The sequence below is a fragment of the Peribacillus sp. FSL H8-0477 genome (genome assembly GCF_038002765.1).
In the GTDB taxonomy this organism is placed as follows: Bacteria; Bacillota; Bacilli; order Bacillales; family DSM-1321; genus Peribacillus.
The window spans coordinates 1,777,296-1,797,494 of sequence record NZ_JBBODE010000002.1 but is presented as its reverse complement, the minus strand read 5'-3'; the positions used below and the strand labels follow the sequence as shown (position 1 = coordinate 1,797,494).

At 37.5% G+C, this 20,199-nt stretch carries 17 protein-coding genes and 2 riboswitches; of the genes, 4 read left to right on the top strand and 13 right to left on the bottom strand.

Annotated features, from left to right (window positions below):
* Window positions 1-80: 80 nt before the first annotated feature.
* From nagA to MHI18_RS20470, 8 genes are all read right to left on the bottom strand, one after another.
* On the bottom strand, window positions 81-1,268 hold the full coding sequence (gene nagA, locus MHI18_RS20505; RefSeq protein WP_340850162.1) for an N-acetylglucosamine-6-phosphate deacetylase: 1,188 nt from the start codon (window positions 1,266-1,268) through the stop codon (window positions 81-83).
* A complete protein-coding gene (locus MHI18_RS20500; protein ID WP_340850160.1) occupies window positions 1,255-2,421 on the bottom strand; it encodes an SIS domain-containing protein in 1,167 nt (388 codons plus the stop codon). The genes nagA and MHI18_RS20500 overlap by 14 nt, the downstream gene beginning before the upstream one ends.
* Before the next feature lie 16 nt (window positions 2,422-2,437).
* Window positions 2,438-3,310, bottom strand: a complete 873-nt coding sequence (locus tag MHI18_RS20495) for an ROK family protein (protein ID WP_340850158.1) — start codon at window positions 3,308-3,310, stop codon at window positions 2,438-2,440.
* A 49-nt stretch (window positions 3,311-3,359) separates the two neighbouring features.
* Window positions 3,360-5,927 carry a beta-galactosidase gene (locus MHI18_RS20490; protein ID WP_340850156.1) on the bottom strand — a complete coding sequence of 856 codons (2,568 nt, stop codon included), beginning with the start codon at window positions 5,925-5,927 and terminating at the stop codon, window positions 3,360-3,362.
* A gap of 43 nt (window positions 5,928-5,970) precedes the next feature.
* Complete coding sequence (locus MHI18_RS20485) at window positions 5,971-6,138, bottom strand: DUF6903 family protein (protein ID WP_340850154.1); 168 nt, start codon at window positions 6,136-6,138, stop codon at window positions 5,971-5,973.
* Window positions 6,139-6,175: 37 nt separating this feature from the next.
* A complete protein-coding gene (locus tag MHI18_RS20480) occupies window positions 6,176-7,057 on the bottom strand; it encodes a carbohydrate ABC transporter permease (RefSeq protein WP_340850153.1) in 882 nt (293 codons plus the stop codon).
* A 15-nt stretch (window positions 7,058-7,072) separates the two neighbouring features.
* Window positions 7,073-7,963, bottom strand: coding sequence for a carbohydrate ABC transporter permease (locus MHI18_RS20475; protein ID WP_340850151.1), 891 nt, complete (start codon window positions 7,961-7,963; stop codon window positions 7,073-7,075).
* A 74-nt stretch (window positions 7,964-8,037) separates the two neighbouring features.
* On the bottom strand, window positions 8,038-9,375 hold the full coding sequence (locus tag MHI18_RS20470) for a carbohydrate ABC transporter substrate-binding protein (RefSeq protein WP_340850150.1): 1,338 nt from the start codon (window positions 9,373-9,375) through the stop codon (window positions 8,038-8,040).
* Between the two features lie 167 nt (window positions 9,376-9,542).
* Between MHI18_RS20470 and MHI18_RS20465 the strand changes: the two genes are divergently transcribed.
* A complete protein-coding gene (locus tag MHI18_RS20465; RefSeq protein WP_340850149.1) occupies window positions 9,543-10,406 on the top strand; it encodes an AraC family transcriptional regulator in 864 nt (287 codons plus the stop codon).
* 102 nt (window positions 10,407-10,508) lie between these two features.
* A complete protein-coding gene (locus tag MHI18_RS20460; RefSeq protein ID WP_340850148.1) occupies window positions 10,509-11,612 on the top strand; it encodes a sulfite oxidase in 1,104 nt (367 codons plus the stop codon).
* A gap of 156 nt (window positions 11,613-11,768) precedes the next feature.
* Here MHI18_RS20460 and MHI18_RS20455 read toward each other — a convergent pair whose 3' ends face one another.
* From MHI18_RS20455 to MHI18_RS20440, 4 genes are all read right to left on the bottom strand, one after another.
* Entirely contained in the window at window positions 11,769-12,515 is a 747-nt protein-coding gene (locus MHI18_RS20455) for a hypothetical protein (RefSeq protein ID WP_340850147.1), read from the bottom strand.
* A gap of 174 nt (window positions 12,516-12,689) precedes the next feature.
* Window positions 12,690-13,964 (bottom strand): group II intron reverse transcriptase/maturase, encoded by a 1,275-nt coding sequence (gene ltrA, locus MHI18_RS20450; RefSeq protein WP_340850145.1) that lies wholly within the window; start codon window positions 13,962-13,964, stop codon window positions 12,690-12,692.
* 532 nt (window positions 13,965-14,496) lie between these two features.
* Window positions 14,497-14,919 carry a GNAT family N-acetyltransferase gene (locus MHI18_RS20445; RefSeq protein ID WP_340850144.1) on the bottom strand — a complete coding sequence of 141 codons (423 nt, stop codon included), beginning with the start codon at window positions 14,917-14,919 and terminating at the stop codon, window positions 14,497-14,499.
* Window positions 14,920-15,199: 280 nt separating this feature from the next.
* A complete protein-coding gene (locus MHI18_RS20440; RefSeq protein WP_340850143.1) occupies window positions 15,200-15,856 on the bottom strand; it encodes a class I SAM-dependent methyltransferase in 657 nt (218 codons plus the stop codon).
* A gap of 165 nt (window positions 15,857-16,021) precedes the next feature.
* Window positions 16,022-16,126: riboswitch (TPP riboswitch) on the top strand.
* 60 nt (window positions 16,127-16,186) lie between these two features.
* A riboswitch (TPP riboswitch) is annotated at window positions 16,187-16,276 on the top strand.
* Between the two features lie 107 nt (window positions 16,277-16,383).
* Between MHI18_RS20440 and tenA the strand changes: the two genes are divergently transcribed.
* A complete protein-coding gene (gene tenA / locus MHI18_RS20435) occupies window positions 16,384-17,076 on the top strand; it encodes a thiaminase II (RefSeq protein ID WP_340850142.1) in 693 nt (230 codons plus the stop codon).
* On the top strand, window positions 17,073-17,606 hold the full coding sequence (gene thiW, locus MHI18_RS20430) for an energy coupling factor transporter S component ThiW (protein WP_340850344.1): 534 nt from the start codon (window positions 17,073-17,075) through the stop codon (window positions 17,604-17,606). The genes tenA and thiW overlap by 4 nt, the downstream gene beginning before the upstream one ends.
* A 471-nt stretch (window positions 17,607-18,077) precedes the next feature.
* Here the strand turns inward: thiW and MHI18_RS20425 are convergent, their stop codons facing one another.
* Window positions 18,078-20,006: a fructose-1,6-bisphosphatase gene (locus tag MHI18_RS20425; protein WP_340850141.1), complete on the bottom strand. Its 1,929-nt coding sequence runs from the start codon at window positions 20,004-20,006 to the stop codon at window positions 18,078-18,080.
* Between the last annotated feature and the right edge of the window lie 193 nt (window positions 20,007-20,199).

Here is a 20,199-nt window from a genome sequence, read left to right as displayed (position 1 = left end):
ACTGATGAGATTTTGGCAAAAGATAATTTATCTAAAAATCTGTTTTTGTTACTCGAAGAATGTATGATGACATTCAGAAGTCATCGTACCTCCTCTTCCTTTATATGATAACGACAAGTACCATTAAGATAAGTTGCAATTAAATCCATATCAGGATTCAAAACAATAAAGTCAGCCGCGTACCCTTTGGCAATCTTCCCGCATTCGTCATCCTTCCCAATACTTTTCGCTGGTGCAGTACTCGCCATATAGATTGCTTCCTCTGGCGTGGCAATTCCCCATTTAACGGTATTTTGGACGGCATTCTTTAATTGTAAAATACTTCCTGATAAACTGCCGCCTTCAATGCGGGCAGCCCCTTCTTTCACCTCTACTGGGATTTCACCTAGGCGATAGCTTCCTTCCGGCATTCCCCCAGCCATCATGCAATCGGTCACCAAAACAGTTTGGTCTCTGCCGCGGGTATCCATTAAAATATTTGCGGCAACAGGGTGTACATGATATCCATCACAAATGATTTCTGTAAAAACATTTTTTAAATTCATCGCAGCACCAACCATTCCCGGCTCCCGATGGTGCAATGGACTCATTCCATTAAAGGTATGAACAAAAATAGATGCCCCTTTTTCAACCGCCTGCTTTGCTTCTTCATATGTAGCATCACTATGGGCTAGAGCCACTGCAATCTTGTCTCTTACCGCATATTCAATAAATTCAGCTGTCCCTTTTCTCTCGGGCGCAATGGCTATTTTTTCAATAGAATAATTGGATAACTTCTGCCAGTTCTTCAATAAATCAATGGATGGATCACAAAAGTAGTTCGGATTTTGCGCCCCTTTATGTTTTTCCGTAAAAAATGGCCCTTCCAAAAAGATTCCAATAATTTTAGCTCCACGGACTTCCTTATAATTAGCACCAATCATTTCAACAACGCGATTCAACACTTCTGTTGAGGATGTTAAAGTCGTTGGTAAAAACGAAGTAACTCCGCAGGAAAGAAGTCCTTCCGATATCTTATTCAATCCTGTAACATCGTTGTCCATAATGTCGTGATTTTGAAATCCATGAATATGAGTATCTACTAATCCTGGAGCGATCCAATGGCCCGCATAATTAATGATTTCAGCCTCTTTCTCGGACAGGTTTTCAGAAAAGCCAACAAATCTTCCCTCATTAATTTCCAGAAATCCTGAACCTTCAACCTTCCCTTCTAGGAAAAACTTATCAGCAAAAATATATGAAGACTTACAGCCTTTATTCGTATTCATAGATGTTTACGCCTTTAACCACACGATTCACCGTTCCTGTTGGCGAAGGCGTATCAGGTGTATTACCGACTTTGACCGATGCAAGTAGTGAAACGATTTGCCCAATCATGAGAAAAGGTAAGGCTAAGTATGCATCCGGAACGGTTTGAAATTCGCTGTCAAAAACAAACTTGTTCCCATCGTAATTGGTTTCTCCTTCTACCTCGATAGCACAAACATTGACAGCAATATTATCCTGCTTTATTTCTTTTAATAAATCTAAATCATATTGACGTGTATAAGGATGGTTAGAAACGAATACAAAGACCACTGAGTTTTCGTCCATAAATGATTTAGGTCCATGTCGGAATCCCATCGGCGAATCAAACGCGGTGACAATTTTCCCAGCTGTCAGCTCTAATATTTTCAATTGGGCCTCTCGAGCTAATCCTTCAAAACAACCTGAACCCAGGTATATAATTCGATTAAAATCCCGGTCAATGATCTCTTGAATGACAGTTTCCCTTTGAATGACACTTTCACCCATTTTCCGAATCATTTTTACGATTGTTGATTTCCCCTCAATCGCTAAGGTATCAAAGGTAAGTAAAGCCGTTAAGGTCATACACGTATAGCTTCCAGTCATTGCAAATCCCTGATCATTCGATAATTCAGGCATCAATAGTAAAAAACTCTTTTGATCACTTACACTTTGTTTGGCTAATTGACCATCCTTAGCACAGGTAATCGTCAGCTTATACAAATCGGTTATGATTTGCTCAGCTAGTTTTACAGCTCCAACACTTTCCGGACTGTTCCCGCTTCTGGCAAACGAAACGAGTAAGGTAGGAATATCTGCTTTAAGAAATTGATTAGGATTGGATACCAAGGTCGTAGTTGGAATACTGTGCAATTCCCATTGTTTTTCATCACATGTTTCTTTTAGGTAAGGCAGAATCGTCTCACCAACATAGGCAGACGTTCCGGCACCTGTGAAAATGACTCGAACTCGATTGTGTTTAGTTGATAGTTTTAGAAAGAACTCTTCTATTTCTTTGCTTTTCTCGGTGTATAAATCAAACGTTTCAGCCCATAAATCTGGCTGCTGCTTAATTTCTTCCGTTGTAATAGATGCACCTAAGAGTACTAGTTTTTCTTGACTTAACGTAAACACCTCTGACCACTCCTCTTTAGATTCTTTCGAATACTCGTAATCCGGCACCAATAACACCATTATTCTGAGCTAATGTACTAATGCTCATCTGTTCTAAGAAATGCTGCTGTTCTGGAAGCTGATAGTTTTTAAGTTTCTCTTTAATTAACTCCAGTAAAAATGGATTGTTTTGAATGACACTGCCGCCGAAAACCATTCTATGCGGATCGATTAAACAAGAAATAGAATAGAGTCCTTGTGCTAAATGACCTGTAACCTCATCGATGATGAACTGATAGTCCTGTGAACCATTTAAGTATCCACTAAAGACTTCTTTGGTTGGTATACCTGCTATATTCTGGATCCCTGGACCAGCAGAGATAGTTTCTAGCCGTTGATTCCCTTTCTTTGAAAGAACAGGAATCAGGCCCAGTTCCCCCGCAAAACCTGCTCCTCTAAAAAAGGAGCCATGATGGATGATTGAACATGCGATTCCTGTACTGATTGTCACATAGACAAAGGTCTCATTTGTTCCTCCTTGTGCTGCTTTCCACTCGGCAAAACCCGCCATATACACATCGTTATCAATCTTTATTGACTTGACGACACCAAATTGCTCCAGTAATCGGGATGAGATTGGAAACTGCTTCCACGGCAAATTGTTTTGAAAAACAGCGATTCCTTTATCGCGATCCACTTTACCTGGGACTCCCACACCAATGCCTTCAAGATCAGAAAATTGCGAACCTTCAAGAGCTTGTTCAACCGCTTTGACAACTTGCTCAAACATTCTTTCACGACCGGTGAGATCACTTTTCACTTCTGCGCGGGTAAGCAATTCTCCTGATTCTGAAATAATTCCCGCTGCAATCTTCGTTCCTCCAATATCAATGCCGATTGCCTTTTTCATGTATCGTCGCCCCTAGTCGAGTCCATTTATGAACAAGTACTTCTTTTCTTTACTCCCCTATAGAAATACTATTGCCATTTGTTTTATACGAACTAATAATGACTTGATTTGGACTTACACCATCTTCATCAAAAATAACGATTTCATTTTTTTCTTCTAACAATGAAGCTGGAATCTTATATTCCTCCTGTGGTCCAATGTTCCAGTACCGACCTAAGCAGTGTCCATTAACCCAAAAACACCCTTTACTCATCTGATCAAATTGAATTTTAACAATGAGACCGTTTTCTGGTTTCCAGTCAAAATAACTTTTATACCAACGTGGAGAAATCGTTTGTGAATTTCCTGCTGTCCACTGCTTTTCCTCTTGCAGTTGGGCAAATGACTTTGTTTTCCACTGTTTAAGTTGGTTCTCTTCTTTATATAAATAAAGATCAAAACGACTGATACTAGAAATATTCTGAACATCTAAGTCTATTATATTTTCTCCATGTTTTAAGCTATGACTGATATCAGCCACTCCATGGACAGCACTGTTTCTTGACCAGGCCGATTGGCTTTCCATAAGCATGTTTACTGTTTTTCCATTTACTTGGACCCGTGAAACTCCTTCGCCAACTAGAATAGCCCGGTTATAGCCATCATTGAAGAAGGATTTAAGAAAACCAATCCGCCCTTCAATTTCAGGTATTTGTAATAAGGTATGCTCAATACCACACCCATCCACTTGCCATCCTTTAAGTAAAGGGAGATATTGTCCGTTAAGAGCAGGAGAATCACTCATCCCTTTTGGTTCTCCAATAGCCTGAGTAAAATTGAATCGCCCCATATTTTGGACAAGGCAGGTTAACGTGTTTTTTCCTTTTTCAAGAGGGATCTCGATCGATGCCGCTCCAATTTTATTGAGTTTACCTATATATTTTTGATTGCAGAAGACCATGACTGGGTCCTCAATTCTCGTAAAAATCACCGTCTTATTAATCGTTTCTTCTGAGTGAAATTCACTTTCATAACCTAAATATCCACTAAATTGACCAAACTGACTGAAATCGAGTGGTTTTTCAGTGAGCTTAACGTTTCCGTTTAAAAAACACAGTTTTTCGTTAGCGGATTCCCAATGTAAAACATAGCTTGCTGTGCTCTCTTCCAAAAGAGGAGCCGCCTTTTCCAAATATTCTCTTGAAGAAACTTCAATAGAATAGCTGGTACCATCTAAAAAGGTAAATTGAACAGTTTGCGGCACCTTACCATGAAAGAGATGAAACGTAACGAGACCATCTTCATCGATATCAAAACGATTTGGCAGTGGACAGTGAATATTCACCTCTTTATGAAAAATCAAAACCATAGAAGAACATTGCCCATTTTCGTGATAAACATTGGCCATTTTGGCGTCGAAGCCTGTCGTCTGCCCAGTGAGTGTTTTTATTGTGAAATTTTCCCCTACTTTCACATCACGAACAATTGGTAATATGGCATTAGCTTCAATTGTAAATGGAACGATTACGCCATCTAATACCATCTGGGATTGAACTCGTTCATGACGATTATTTTCAATAAATAGTACTTCACCATGAGGACTAAAAACACTTCGGGATTTTAACATACTAGGAAGCTTTAATTCTGTTTCGGTTAAATATGTGTTTGTAAAAACTGGGGTCAGCCAGTTTACAAATGCATGAAATCGTTTTAATATTTCATACTTCCTTGTCGGCTGTAAGTATTCATCAATGGCTGCATCATAATCGTATGAGGTCGTAGAAAAAGTCTGTTCTCCAACGGTTCTCCCACCCCAATGATCAAAATTAGTCCCTCCAAAATACATGTAATAATTAATCGCAGTGAATCCATTACTCAACAACTGATAACACTCAAATTCAAGCTGCTCAGGTGTTTTTTGATCTGCTTTATTTCCTCCCCACTGCTCAAACCAACCAATCCAAAATTCCATGACCCCTTTTGGCTGATCAATAAACCGTTCGTTTAATATATCCGCAGCTTGATCGGCACCCGACCAAAAATTACGGAACTCAACAGCACCATCAACAGCTCCATAACAGGTAACAAAAGGTACTTCAATACCTCTTTCCGCCATACCGTCACGCAAATATTCCATATAGACTTTATCTGGTTTTCCATATGCCTGGAACTCATTTTCAATTTGGACCATAATAACGGTTCCCTTTTTCGTCAATTGAAATTCACTAATAATGGGTATGACCTGATCAAAATATTTATCAACATAGTTTAAAAATAAAGAATCTGCGGAACGATATTGAATTCCCTCTTTCGTTGAGAGCCACCATGGTAGTCCTCCAAAATCCCATTCCGCACAAATGTATGGGCCCGGTCTTGCAATCACGTACAATCCTTTGTCAGCGCATAATTGAAAAAAGTGTGCTACATCCTTATCGCCGGAGAAATCCCATTCACCTTCATTCATTTCATGAAAATTCCATGGAATGTAGGTTTCAATGGTATTGCATCCCCCTTCTTTTGCCTTGTCTAAGACTTCGTTCCATTCAGCTTTAGGCAAACGGAAATAGTGAATGGCTGCTGACAGGATGAAGATTTTTTCATTACGAATCTTCCAACTGTTTTTATCATAAGTAATCATCTAAACGCCTCTCCATTCTGGAATCTATTGATTCTGATTCTTTTTATACATATTTCCGATTGTAATTGTAAAGGAGCCCTAAGAGTCCGGCTAACCCCAATAACATCATGCCTAATTCAAGTTTACCGACTGTTTTTTGTCCAATAATAATTAAAGATAGACAACTAATAAAAATAACAATCTTTAAAATAACTATAAGACTACTCTTCATTGAATACGTCCTCCCTTCGGATTTTATCAGGCGATTCTTAGTCCTTTAATCCACCAAGGGTCATTCCTTGTGTTAATTTCTTTTGTACTAGTATGTATAAAATCAAGGTTGGCAGCATGACCAGTACCATTCCTGCATACATCTGACCATAATTAGCAGCAGATTTTTGTGCTGCCATTAAGTTCATGAGTCCAACAGTTAATGTTTTATTGGGACCTGGAATTAAGGTTAAAGCAATTATGTATTCATTCCAAAAGGAAAGAAAATTAAATAATATAACGGCTATAATACTTGGTCTCGCCATCGGAATCATTATCAAAATCATGGTTTTGAAATATCCGGCTCCATCAACCAACGCTGCTTCTTCATAACTCGAAGGAAGTGATTGAAAATAGCTGGATAACAAATATATTGTGAAAGGTAATGCTGTTGCAGCATATGCCACTGCTAACACAAATAAATTGTCTAATAAGAAACCATCCCCAAATTGCTCTCGGAAGAAGGTATCCCCGTTTAATAACATTAAGAAGATCGGTACGACAATATAGTTCACATTGATAAATAATCCCGCTTTGAACAAACCATTCATGAAGTTACTTCCTCTAAAGGTATATCTGGCCAATACATAGGCAGCTGGAAGAGCAACAACCAATAAAATAATCAGGGCTAAAGCCGTCACCATGACGGAGTTTAACATGTAGGTACCCATGTTTGCCTTTTGGAATGCATCTATAAAATTCTGAAAATAGAACCCATTTGGCATCTCCCATGGACTTCCGTAAAATTCCGAGTTTTGCTTTATTGAAGCTAAGAAAACCCATGCTACAGGGATAATTATCGAGATAGCTAATGTAATTAGTGCGACATAGATAAACAACCGATAAGCTGTTTCTGCACTCATTCCTTTTTTTGTTTTCATTGTTCATAAACCCCCTTAAAACTCTAGCACTTCTCGTTTGGTGATCCGGCTTACAATCGCAGATAACGCAAATGAAAATAGGAAAATCACTACTCCAATGGCCATACCATACCCGTATGAAGAATTGGTGTATGCCTGCTTATACATGTAGCTTAAAAAAACTTCTGTCGATCCGTCAGGCCCACCGCCGGTCATCGATTGGACAAGTAGAAAGCTTAAATTAATCGTACTGATTATGAAGAAGGTTAATGTGGTTCGAATGTTATTCCAAATCAACGGTAACGTAATGCTGAAAAATTGCTGGAATCGTCCCGCTCCTTCCAAAGCAGAAGCCTCATAGTAACTTTCCGGAATACTTGCTATACTTGACATGTACATCACCATATAATAACCAATCGCTTGCCAAACCAACGCTGCTCCTATGCTGTAGATAGCTATCTTTTGATTGCCGAGCCACATTTTCTGAAGACTTTCTAGATTAAATAACGCAAGAAGATTATTCAACAATCCAGTAGTTGGATCGTAAATGGCTGAGAAAATTCCAGCAATAACCACAATGGACAAAATATTAGGGATATAGAAAATAACTCGAAAAAAATTATTTCCCTTCATATTTTCTCTCGTTAACAACGTAGCAAATAAAATCGCTGCAACCATGGTGATGAGTGTAACAATTACAATTAAAACAATACTGTTTTGCAGTGCCCGAATAAAATTCATATCATTCCATAAAATTTTGAAATTATCTAACCCAACAAACACCTTATTATTAGAAAATCCTCCCCACTTATAAAGAGACATCCTAAATACCTCAATTGTAGGTACAATCATAAAGATGGATAATAAAATCACTGCTGGTGCTGTACAAACAAAAATAAATATCCTTTTCTCTTTCTTTTTATTCATTACAATCACCTCAACTAATGAATGTAACGGTGGGGGGATCCCACCGTTATCCTACTTAAAACGATAAAACTAGTTTATTTTAATGCAGAGCGCAATTGATCACTGACATTTTCGACTGCCTTTTTCCAGTCATCTACATTTTTATCACCCGTTACAATGCTATTAATAGAACCAAATAACGTATCTGCCATGCTGACACCCTCTACAGAATCCGTTGCTGCAAAGCCGCCCATACCAGCTATTGCTCCTGAATCATATATACTATAGAAAAGTTTATTGTCACCCGTTAGTTTTTCAGAGATTCCTTCAATTGGCTGAATCGCACCGGCTTCTGCAAAAATAGCAGCTGCTTCATCTGAATACATATATGTCATGAACTCCTTAGCCGCTTGTTTATTTTTAGCTGCTGCTGGAATCCATATTTGTTCGAAGAACGTAAATGCGTAACGGTCTCCACCATCTTCAATTGCTGGTAAAGCAGTCATTCCCCATTCAAAACCATCAGCTTTTGGTGCTTCACCCATTTCGCCAACAACCCATGTCCCATTTGGCATGAAAAGTGCCTTATTATCGAGAATCAATTGTTGATTTTTTGTAAAGTCCTTGTCATTGGCATTGGCAACCGTTGTAGGTTCTGTATATTTCGCCAATTTTCCGATAATTTCAAATACTTTCGTTGCTTCTGCAGATTCCCAAATACCATCTTCATATTTCATCGCTTTATTGTAGAATTCGGGTCCTCCTACTTCGAAAAGTAAGGAATAGAAAAAGGCATCGAAGTAACCGGTTGTAGGGTACGTAAATAAGGAAATTCCTTCTGCCTTCGCTTTCTCCCCTAAGTCCCACATCTCATTCCAGGTCTTCGGTACTTCCCACCCTTTTTCTTTTAACAACCCTTCATTATAAAACAGCCCAGTTGGACTATAGAACGCCGGCGCCATATACGTTTTACCATCTTCATAAGGATTTGTTGCCAGGGTATCAGTAAAACCAGGAACTAATTTATCCTTAACTTTGACCTCCTCATTAAAAACGTTCATCTCTAGAACATCGGTAATATCCTCTAAAGCTTGGTCTTTAATTAATGTTTCTGTTAGTGCTAATTTTCTTCCAGTAGCTAATAAAACCACATCCGGATAATTTCCTGCTTTCATATTCGGACTTATCACTTCTTCTAGATTCTTATCTACCGTCAATTCCACTTCAATCTTCGGATTTGCTGCTTCATAAGCATCAATCACTTTGGTCCACATTTCTTTACCATATGCTGATTCCAATGCAGCTACGTGAAGAGTTTCCTTTCCACCGGAGGCTTTTCCACTGCTAGAATCATCAACTTTACTACTTTGACAAGCCAGTAAACTAACAGATAATAAGGCTACTATACCAGTTAACAAAAATTTCTTTTTCATCTTATTGGTCCCCCTCTTTTCTCTTTCTAGCTAAATTATAGTAATCAGAAAACGTTTCCACAATATACATCTTGTTCTGTTTTTTATATATCTTGCTTTCGTTGTAATAATTCACTAAAAAAATTATACTTAATGAAAAGAGCTTACTTGATAAAGGAGGGCTTCATTTGTCTAATGAGATCTATGAGATTCCACCATCTAAACGAGGCCATCTGCCAGTAAAACTTCTCTATGTAACCAAATCAAAATATGGAAAAGACTGGTACAGCATCAACCATACGCATCACTTTACGGAACTCTTGTATATTACCAAGGGAAAAGGTACCTTTATCTACTCCAATAAAGAAGTATCCATCAAAGAATATGATTTAATCGTTATCAACCCGAATATTGAGCACACAGAGAAGTCCAGCTCGGATTATCCCCTCGAATATATTGTTCTTGGTATCCAAGGACTTGCCTTTTCAGCAGCTGATGACCCGGGATCACAAGTCTCATTTTTCAATTATAAACAAGAACATGACATCACACTCTTTTTACAGCAGTTGATGAAAGAAGTACTAAACCAAAAAGAAGATTACGAGTTAATTATTGAAAATATTTTAGAGATTGTACTACTCAAAATGATGAGGACAAAAAACTTTTCCCTAGAGAAAACTTCTTCTGAAAAAATCAGTAAAGACATGGCCTATATCAAAAATTATATTAAGCAGCATTTTCGTGAAGAAATCAATTTAGATACTTTAGCTGAAGTTGGACATATCAACAAATATTACCTTTCTCATTCATTCAAGAAGGCCTTTGGTGTTTCACCGATTGAATACCTCATCCAAATGCGTATTCGAGAAAGTAAGATATTATTGGAAACTACTAACTACCCAATATCTAATATCTCAGCCATTACTGGATTTTCTTCTCAATCATTTTTTGCACAGTCATTTAAACGCGTAACAAATATGTCTCCTTCACAATACCGAAATACCAAAAATAGCAAAAAAAGCAAACCAAGAAAAGCGCAAACAAAACAGTGATTATACGAAAGAGACGATTCAGTATCTGAATCGTCTCTTTAAGTAATGAAACCCTTGTTCAATGCTTGAAGAAAGCATTTGTTTCGCATCGTTTACATATAAATGACAAAACAACTTCGTTTTAAAGGAGGTATTCATCTGACAAATTCAGATTCAAAGAAAGTTAAACCTTATCTTATTACTAAAACGTTGGTACCAGAAAATCAAGAAACACCTATTCATTTTGTTGCTGAAGATCTGGTATCTGATAAATTATTTTATAGAAGAAATCATTTTCCTTACCCTGCTTTTTCATCATCCTTTTATTTTCTTCCAATCGACGGGCATGTACAGAATCCTTCCGTTTTTTCATTAGAACAGATTTACGCTATGCCATCAAAAACCATTAAAGTCGTTTTAGAATGTTCTGGTGATAAGCGGGAACTTTTCAAACCAAAGGTGTTTGGGGAGCAAATGGGAAAAGGTGCAATCAGTCAAGGAATTTGGAAAGGCGTACCCCTGAGAACATTATTACAATACGCAGGAATGCTCGATCATACAAAAGAAATTGTTTTTGAAGGGTATGATAATGGTCCAAGAACTGACTCTAACAACGTATATAATTTCACACGAAGCCTGCCGATAGAAAAAGCTCTCGATGAAGATACCATTATCGCCTATGAATATAATAACCACCCTTTATCCTTCAAACACGGGTTCCCACTTAGATTAATAGTACCCGGATGGTATGGAATGGCGTCTGTAAAATGGATAAAGAAAATCGTTGTCATAGAAAAGGAATTTAAAGGCCCATTCCAAACAGTCGATTACATTTACTATCCAAACCAAGAAAACGATAGTGGGAAATTTCCTGTCACGACTATAAACGTTAACTCAACCATCCAATTCCCCCTAGATAGACAATTATTGAACACTGGAATTTATAAAATAAACGGAATAGCCTGGACAGGCGAAGGAAAAATTGCCACGGTAGAAATAAGTATGGATGGTGGTCAAACTTGGGATCCATGCAAGCTTTCTAACACACCTAAAAAACATGCTTGGGTTCGTTGGACTTATACATGGAACGCTTTGAAAAAAGGAGAGTACACCATAAAAACAAGAGCTACCGATACCGAAGGCAATCGTCAACCAGGGAAACCCCTATGGAATAGAAAAGGCTATGGTTACAATGCTATAGATAAGATTACCGTTAAAGTCGAATAACTAAAATTCCAGCTGCTATTACACTTTGTATCTGTCGAATATGAAGAAAATCAAGTTCGACCAATCCTGTAAACTATTTCACTAGCGAAACTCTGTTTCTCCCTATTTAGAGACGTCATATAATAAAGACCGTCGATTGGACGGTCTTAGGTTATTTCATTCAAAAGTTACAAGCCAATTAAGGGTGTTGTCACCAAAATCCGTAAGCGTATAAACATAGTTTTCTTTTTGCCATTTTGCCAGGCTGCCTTTATGTGTTGCATCAATATGCAAAAATCCATATTGTTTTGGAATCGGGAGCATATAGGATTCCAAAAACTCCACAGTTTCTTTCGCTATCGCTGCACTTTCTTCTGACTTTTCTGTTGCGGAACGTGCTATAATGGCCCAGCGTCCTTCATTCCAACTTGTAAATAATGAGCCTGCTCCTGCATCTTGATACCCAGTTATACCAAACCCTAAATCTACAGCTTTCCCCTCACTAAATACAGTTTGATCTATTTCTTCACTAGCTGATTTTACCGTTGGATAATTCGTAATGACTAATTGGCCGACAAAATCGCCAATTTTTTTTATGTTTGAATCGTTTATCTCTAATTGTTTGTCTGTTGTATAAAATTTGAAGGTTACTAGATTTTTTTTAGAATCCGCGATTGCAGTTAAATATTTTCCTTCGGTTACGGGAACCCCCTCTGGTAACTTAATATCCCAATCTGTTGGAATGATACTTTGAAAATCCACTTTTTCAGTCTTACTGCCACTTGCCGCATTTGAACTCGGATTAACAGGTTCATTTTTCACTGTATCTGACTCTTTCGTTTCAACATTATTTTCTGGATTTTGCTCTTTTGTATCTTCATTTCCACAAGCAGTCATCCCCACAATAATACATGTTAGGATCATTAGCTTCTTCAGCGTATTTCCTCCTTCATTTTTATTTATTTAAATACCTTAATTTTACCATAACCCTATTGAGCTAATATTCTATTAGGTAAAATCGAGTAGAGGGAAAATATTTTAATTATTTTCGCCCCTCTCACACCACCGTACATACGGTTCCGTATACGGCGGTTCAATTTATATTACAGTGTGTACTTTTAGATAATGTTCTAAAGCAGAGGGTAGTCCCCTCTGCTTTAGTCTTTTGTTTGAAATTGCTCTTTGAACAACTTTCGATAATCCGATATACCGGAAACCTTTCCGACAGAACGTTAGTCCTTTCGCTTCTTCTTCGGGTATCCCTAGTTGAATTAACGATTTGATTTGTTTCCTTGTGATTTTCCATTGCTTCCAGATGATGACTCTAATTCTGGAGCGAAGCTTCATATCAATTCGCTTTATAGCTTCTTTCATACTTGAGATTCTGAAGTAGTTTACCCACCCGAATATGACTTGTTTAAGTTTCAATATTCGATAGTCTAGCGAAATACTCCAGTTCCGCTTTGTTAATTGTCGAAGCTTCCTTTGGAATTTCTGTATGGAGGTTGAATGAGGTTTCACTCGGTATATCTCGTTTTTAGAGTCGTAATAATACCCAAATCCTAAGAATTTTAGTTCTTTTGGACGTGAAATTCTACTCTTCTCTGCGTTGACTATAAGACCTAATTTCTCTTCTATAAATCTCACGATTGAACTCATTACTCGAGTCGCTGCTTTTTCACTTTTCACAAAGATGAGGGCATCATCTGCGTACCTCACGAACCTTAGTCCTCTTTTATCTAGTTCCTTATCGAGTTCGTTTAACATAATGTTACTCAATAATGGGCTGAGGTTTCCTCCTTGCGGAGTACCGACAGGTGTGTCTTCATATTTTCCATTTATCATGACTCCACTGATTAAGTATTTCCTGATTAACGAGATGACATCTCCGTCTTTTATTGTGTTGGATATAAATCGCATCAGTTTATCGTGATGAACGGTATCGAAGAATCTTTCAAGGTCAATGTCAACTACCCAATCGTGTCCATCATTTAGAAATTCCAAGCTTTTAATAATTGCCATCTCACAACTTCTTTTCGGTCTAAAGCCGTAACTGTATTCACTAAATTGCTTTTCAAATATCGGACTGAGAACTTGATGAATGGCTTGTTGAACTACCCTATCCACTACTGTTGGTATTCCCAACTTGCGCATCTTGCCATTTTCTTTTGGGATTTCCACTCTTAAGGCAGCTTGTGGTTGGTATTTTCTTGTTCTGATGCGCTGACGTAGCTCATCTTTGTTCTCTTTCAGATATTGCTTCAGTTCATCGACCGTTATTCCATCGACCCCACTAGCACCTTTATTTTTATAGACACGCAAGTAGGCTTCATTCATATTTTGATTACTTAGAATCTGTTCTAAAAGTTCCACACTCGTTTCTCCTTTCCTCTCACGTAATAAGTGATAGCTCCATTTTGGTTATCCTTTGAGATACGCTCATACTTTCCCCATTAACACATTCGGAGTAGGTCACTTATGCATTCGTGGCGTTGAAACACTATAAATTGTTCAGCCCTTCATGAATGACTTCATTACTATGGCTTCTGCTGACTTCTTGCGGCTAACCTTTTTCGACTGTACTAGTTGTACACCCGCAAGATCTCCCAGGGTAAGACAACTATCTTTCCTCTTTCACTCGTCTGATTTACTCTACAAAGTTACGCACATCTTTTGGACTTTGACTTGCTTAGGAGCCTTATCCCTTTGTAGAGCCTTAGTATCAGATTTCTGTTCGTCGAGCCAAGATTTTATTCCACGCTTCCTCCAGCCCTTACCTCACGGTAAGTACCTTGCGCTTCCTTAGTGGTTGGTCGATGTTTACCCCCACAGTGGACTTTCACCACCTAGATAGTTGCCATGCCTGGCACACTAAGAAAAAGGCTGCCGCAGCAACCCTTAAAATCTAGCTGTTTTTTGAAATTACTGTAAACATCCCCGTCATATTAGGAGAATAATCTTTAAAGTCAAATTTCTCATAAAAAGACTCATTCCCTTGGGAGGCAAATAATCCGATAAACGCTTTATCGGGTGCATTAGTATGTAAATACTCAACCAACTTATTCATTATTTCTTTTCCAATACCATTTTTTTGATAGGTTGGATGGACCACTATATCTTGTATATAGAAATAGATAGCCCCATCTCCAACAATTCTCCCCATGCCCACTATTTGATCATCCTCTTTGACCGTGACACAGTAAATCGAATTTTTTAGTGATGTTTCCACCACTTCAAAATTTATAAAGTCACTCCAACCGACAGACTCACACAAATATTTGAATTCTTCCACTGTCGGATTAATATTTTTAATTTCGTATGTATTCAAAATGACGCCTCCATTACTTCAATTTCATGATAGTATATTCGACATTTTTTTATTTAATCCTCTTAATCTGCTAACATATATCTTATCTTTTTAAGGTGTAAATTCCATCCTATCATTTTAAAGTTCCTAACTAGTGTTTATAACAACCATCTAGAATTTGTGAAGAACGTGAAGAAGGCCGCCAATTGGCGACCTTCTCATCATGTATCTTTTATATCTTTTGCTTTTGTAATACGTTCTACTCCTTCAATATTTGCTAAAACCTAACGCCTCATCTAACTTACCAAGATAGAGTCCCTGTTATTTGAGTAGATGGATATTCTATTGGTTTCTTTTCGATTACTAAAACACTATCATAATAACTCATTGAAAAAACGGATGTGGTGAACTGATTTATTGACAAATGAGGATCCCTCGAATGCCAAGCATTTAGATTATCAATCATTTTTTTTGAGTATTCAATAAAGTTATCAGGGTTACCAAGTCCACCTCCGTATTCCTCCCAATAGCACGTGTGCAAATCCTCTATAAAATAAACCCCGTGGGAAGAAAGTTCAGGAAACATCTCCTGGAACGTAGTCTTTAACTGAGTCATGTGATGACCGCCGTCGTCGATAATTATGTCGAATTTCGGTAAAGTAGGTTTGATTGTTTTCCAAAACTCCCTATCCCCTTGATCACCGATGATTATATTAATTTGTTCCTCCTCAAATGATTTACAGACAGGGTCAATATCTAGTCCAAATATCGTAGCTTTGTCCCCAAAATAGTCTTTCCACATTTGAAGTGACCCGCCATGAGAAACTCCAATTTCTAAAATATTAATTTCTTTGCCGATAAACTTCTCAAAATGACGTTCATATATATCAAAATAATGCATCCACTTATGAATTAACCGTCCGTTATTGGATTCAAAATAGTCTTGTAATTTACCCACTATTCCCTTCCTTTCATACAGTTTTTCTTATGCTATGTGCAAAATATTTAAATGAGCTTATCTACAAAAAAGAACAGCTTCGATTAATCCAGTCACCTGTACATATTAAATGTGTAAAGGTTGCATTTTCCATTTTATCTGATATGATGACACTAATCACATACGAAGTACCACTAGGGGAGTCTTCTTCAGACTGAGATGGAATAGTATTCTGGACCCTTTGAACCTGATCCGGATGATACCGGCGGAGGAAAGTGGATGATATGGTCATTTTTACTGTATCCATCTACCCGTTCCGTTTTCAGAACGGTTTTTTTGTTTAACTAAATAATAAACTGCTAGGGGAGCCGATGGGCTGAGAATTAAACCCTTTGTACCTGATCTGGGAATACCAGCGGAGGAAAGCAGGTTGTAAAAGGGATTCGTCCATTCCAAAAACAGCCGCTTTCTAATTGAAAGCGGCTGTTTTTTCATTGAGAAGTACTCTCCTTCCAAAGTATGTGAATAAATGAAAAGGAGGAACTATCATGACGAGTACCACATTGAAATCTTTCAGTGATAAACTTCACGAACGTTCGAAAGAAATTTGGACGAAGAACCACACACATCCCTTTGTTCAAGCAATAGGTGATGGGACGCTTTTAGAAAATAAATTTGCTTATTACCTTAAACAGGACTATATCTATCTTATTGAGTACTCTAAACTTTTTGCTTTAGGGGCCATCAAGGCTAATAATCTTGAAACCATGACCAAATTTGCTGGTATATTTCATAAAACTCTTCAAGTAGAAATGGATTTACATCGGAACTACTGCAAAGAGTTTGGAGTCAGCTCGAAGGAATTAGAACATACTGAGCCTACACCAACTACCCTTGCCTATACCGGTTACATGCTAAATGCCGCACATCATGGAACATTAGCTGATATCATTGCCTGTTTGCTTCCATGTGCTTGGGACTATTATGAGATTGGTTTGTTATTAAAGAAACAAAATGGTGCAGCCTTGGAGACAAATCGTTATGCCAGCTGGATTCAATCCTATTCATCCGTCGAATTCGCTGAAGTGCACAAATGGTTGTCTAAACTGTTAGATGAATTGACGGAAGGGCTGCCTGAAAGAGACCTAAACAGATTAGAGAAGCACTTTATAGCGACCTCACGATATGAATATTTATTTTGGGACATGGTTTACAATGAGCATGATTGGCCTATGGAATGATAGAAAAAGGGAACTTATTGAGGAAAATGACGCTGACTTGCATGTTCACGGCCATCACTACCCTAACTAGTTCGTTCTTTTTCATTCCCGTTGGATTTGCAAAGATTTTTCCTATTCAGCATGTAACCAATGTCATGACTGCCGTTATATTAGGACCTTTTTTTGCTGTTATACAAGCCTTTTTGGTATCCCTTATCAGAAATATGGCAGGTACTGGTTCTATTTTTGCGTTTCCTGGAAGCATGATTGGTGCATTATTTGCAGCACTCCTATACAAGAAAATGAAAAAGATTCAGTACGCATGCTTCGGAGAAGTAGTTGGGACTGGCATTCTTGGATCCATAACTTGTTATCCGATAGCGCTTGTAATATTGGGAGAAAAAGCTGCACTTTTTGGTTTTTTACCAGCTTTTTTCCTTAGTTCTTTAATGGGTTCCCTTTTTGCTTTTCTTATATTAAAAATACTTTTGAAGAATCATTATTTCAATGAAGTTCTTCATAAAAACACCACAAAGGATCAACGAATCTAACTGGCAGCAAGTACGGACATTTGCATTGGTTTAGATGTTATTTCCTCATGAATCAGCACTGTCCCCTAAAAGGTCGACGTTTTGGCAAAAACAAAGAAGGGGTTACCCCTAAAAGTCATATTCCTGACTTTTGGGACAGCCCCTTCTTTGGCTTTTTTTAAAAGATCAGCACAGATTTGCTTGAGCAGAAATTATTCGGCGGTAAGTAGGAATGATTCATCCTAATGGCCCTTTCGCGCAAAAACGCCTTCAAAAAGTGTATCTTTCTCTTTTTCTATCTAGATAACCAGGCTTTCTCATGAACCCTTTATTTGAAGCAGCCCTATTGGCATCGGATCCGCTAAATCCTCGTTCATTCGGCCTGAACTCAGCATGATTCGGCCCAAACTTCAAATCATTCGGCCCTTTCTGGAGTTTATTCGGCCCTAACTCTCAATCATTCGGCCCGACACCCTTTTAGATTTCCTTACGTCAATCCATATAGCGGTATTCTCTTAAACTATTTAAAATAGAAATTTCCTGTATTATTTTCTCTCCAATATTGGTTTCTCTAACCTTTTTTCTTTTTAATTCTTTATCTACAACTCTTTTTATGGATAAAACATCTGTCCAGTTCAATAAAACATCTTCTTTTGAATTAAAGTGCTTATGGGCTACTAGCTGCATACCGAAGGAATTATACAATAATGTATATCCTGCTATGCCTGTGGTTGACTGATAGGCCTTTGAGAAACCTCCATCAATCACCATCATTTTTCCGTTTGCCTTAATGGGATTTTCTCCCTCTATTTCTTTCACTGGTGTATGGCCATTTATAATATGACCTGTATCAGGATCCAAATCAAATTCAGCTAAAATTTTGCGGCAAATTTCTTCCTTTTCACGTAAATGATAGTATGGATTCTTTCTCTCTTTATGAGTTACTTTGTCTTTAATAAAGTATCTCTCAAAAGTTGTCATTTCTCTTTTACCAAAAAGGGATGAATATTCTCCTGACCATAAATACCAGACCATATCTGTCGCTAAATCATCTGTCTCTTCAGGATGGGCAAAAGAATGTCGTAAATAACGTTCGAAAACATCAAGTAATTCTCGGCCTGAATACGTGTTGCTGTCAATGGACATTTTCTCCATATTACCTTCTTCGTCTAAAGGAATACAACCATGTATTAAAAGGTTTCCATTATATTTTAGATAGAGGCTCCCTTTTTTCATAAGGAAGTTCATATGTCTGGCCAGCTTTTCAGAATGTTGTACAGAGAACAATAATCTTTCCATAACTTGCTTTTCTTCCTCAATCAGCTGTTCAGGCTGCTCTGGATTCACGGTAGCAAAGCAAGTATTTTCAAGTTTGTAAGTGCTCCCATAAATCGTTATTTCTTTCTTATCATAATCAATTTTTTCAAGCAACAGTCTTTCTGACATATTAAAATATGGACGCCTCTTTATAATAGGCATTTCGAGTTTAAACTGGATGATTGCGATTGCTTGATGAATTTTTGTTATCTGTAATTTTTCATGTTTCGATCGTTTCTGTTCTGAGTCTACCTTAGTTCGAAAAGCTGGATTGTCTTCATAGTACTTCTCGGCAAGCGTTAACAAAGGTCTCAGGTTGATACCATATACATCTTCGATAATATCCAGATTGTCATATCTTGCACAGATACGAATAATATTAGCTAGACAGACCATTGAACCAGAATAAGCACCCAGCCAAAGCACATCATGGTTTCCCCACTGAATATCAACCGAATGATAATTAATGAGTGTATCCATAATCTTATCAGGTTCAGGTCCACGATCATAAATATCGCCAACTACATGTAGATGATCGACAACTAATCTTTGAGTGGTATACGCGAGCCCCGTTAAGAGTTTATCAGCTTGACCTAAGGAGATAATTTGCTCAACAATTTCTTTATAATATTTTTCCTTATTTACTTGATTCGTTTTGTATAGCAGTTCTTCAATAATAAAAACAAATTGACCCGGCAGCGCTTTACGCAATTTTGACCGTGTATATTTTGAAGAAGCATGAGAAATAAGCCTGATCATTCGCTCAATGGTAACGGTATACCATTGGTTTAATTCTTGTTTCTTATCAAATTGATTCTTAATTAACTTTATTTTTTCTTCAGGATAATAAACTAACGTCGCAAATTCATTGATTTCTTTTTCTAATAGGACATCTTGAAACAAGTCTTTAATTTTTTCTTTTACATTTCCAGAGCCATTTCTCAACACATGTTGAAACGCCTGAAACTCCCCATGTAAATCACTAACAAAATGTTCAGTACCCTTTGGTAGGTTAAGGATTGATTCCAGATTAATAATTTCTGTTGCTACTTTTTCTTCACAATCATATTTTTGGACAAGTAAGTCTAGGTATTTTGAATTCAACTATATGTATCTCCTTTACAATATATATTTAATCTAATAGACTAGGTCAAATTAATAAAAAGACTAAGCATCAAATGCAAACGAGAACTCCCTATTTTTGAGAGTATAGTAACCTTACTTACATTCTATTTTATACCATATAGGGAAACGATAGAAATAATATTTTTTTTAATATAAACCGTGACTCCTAATT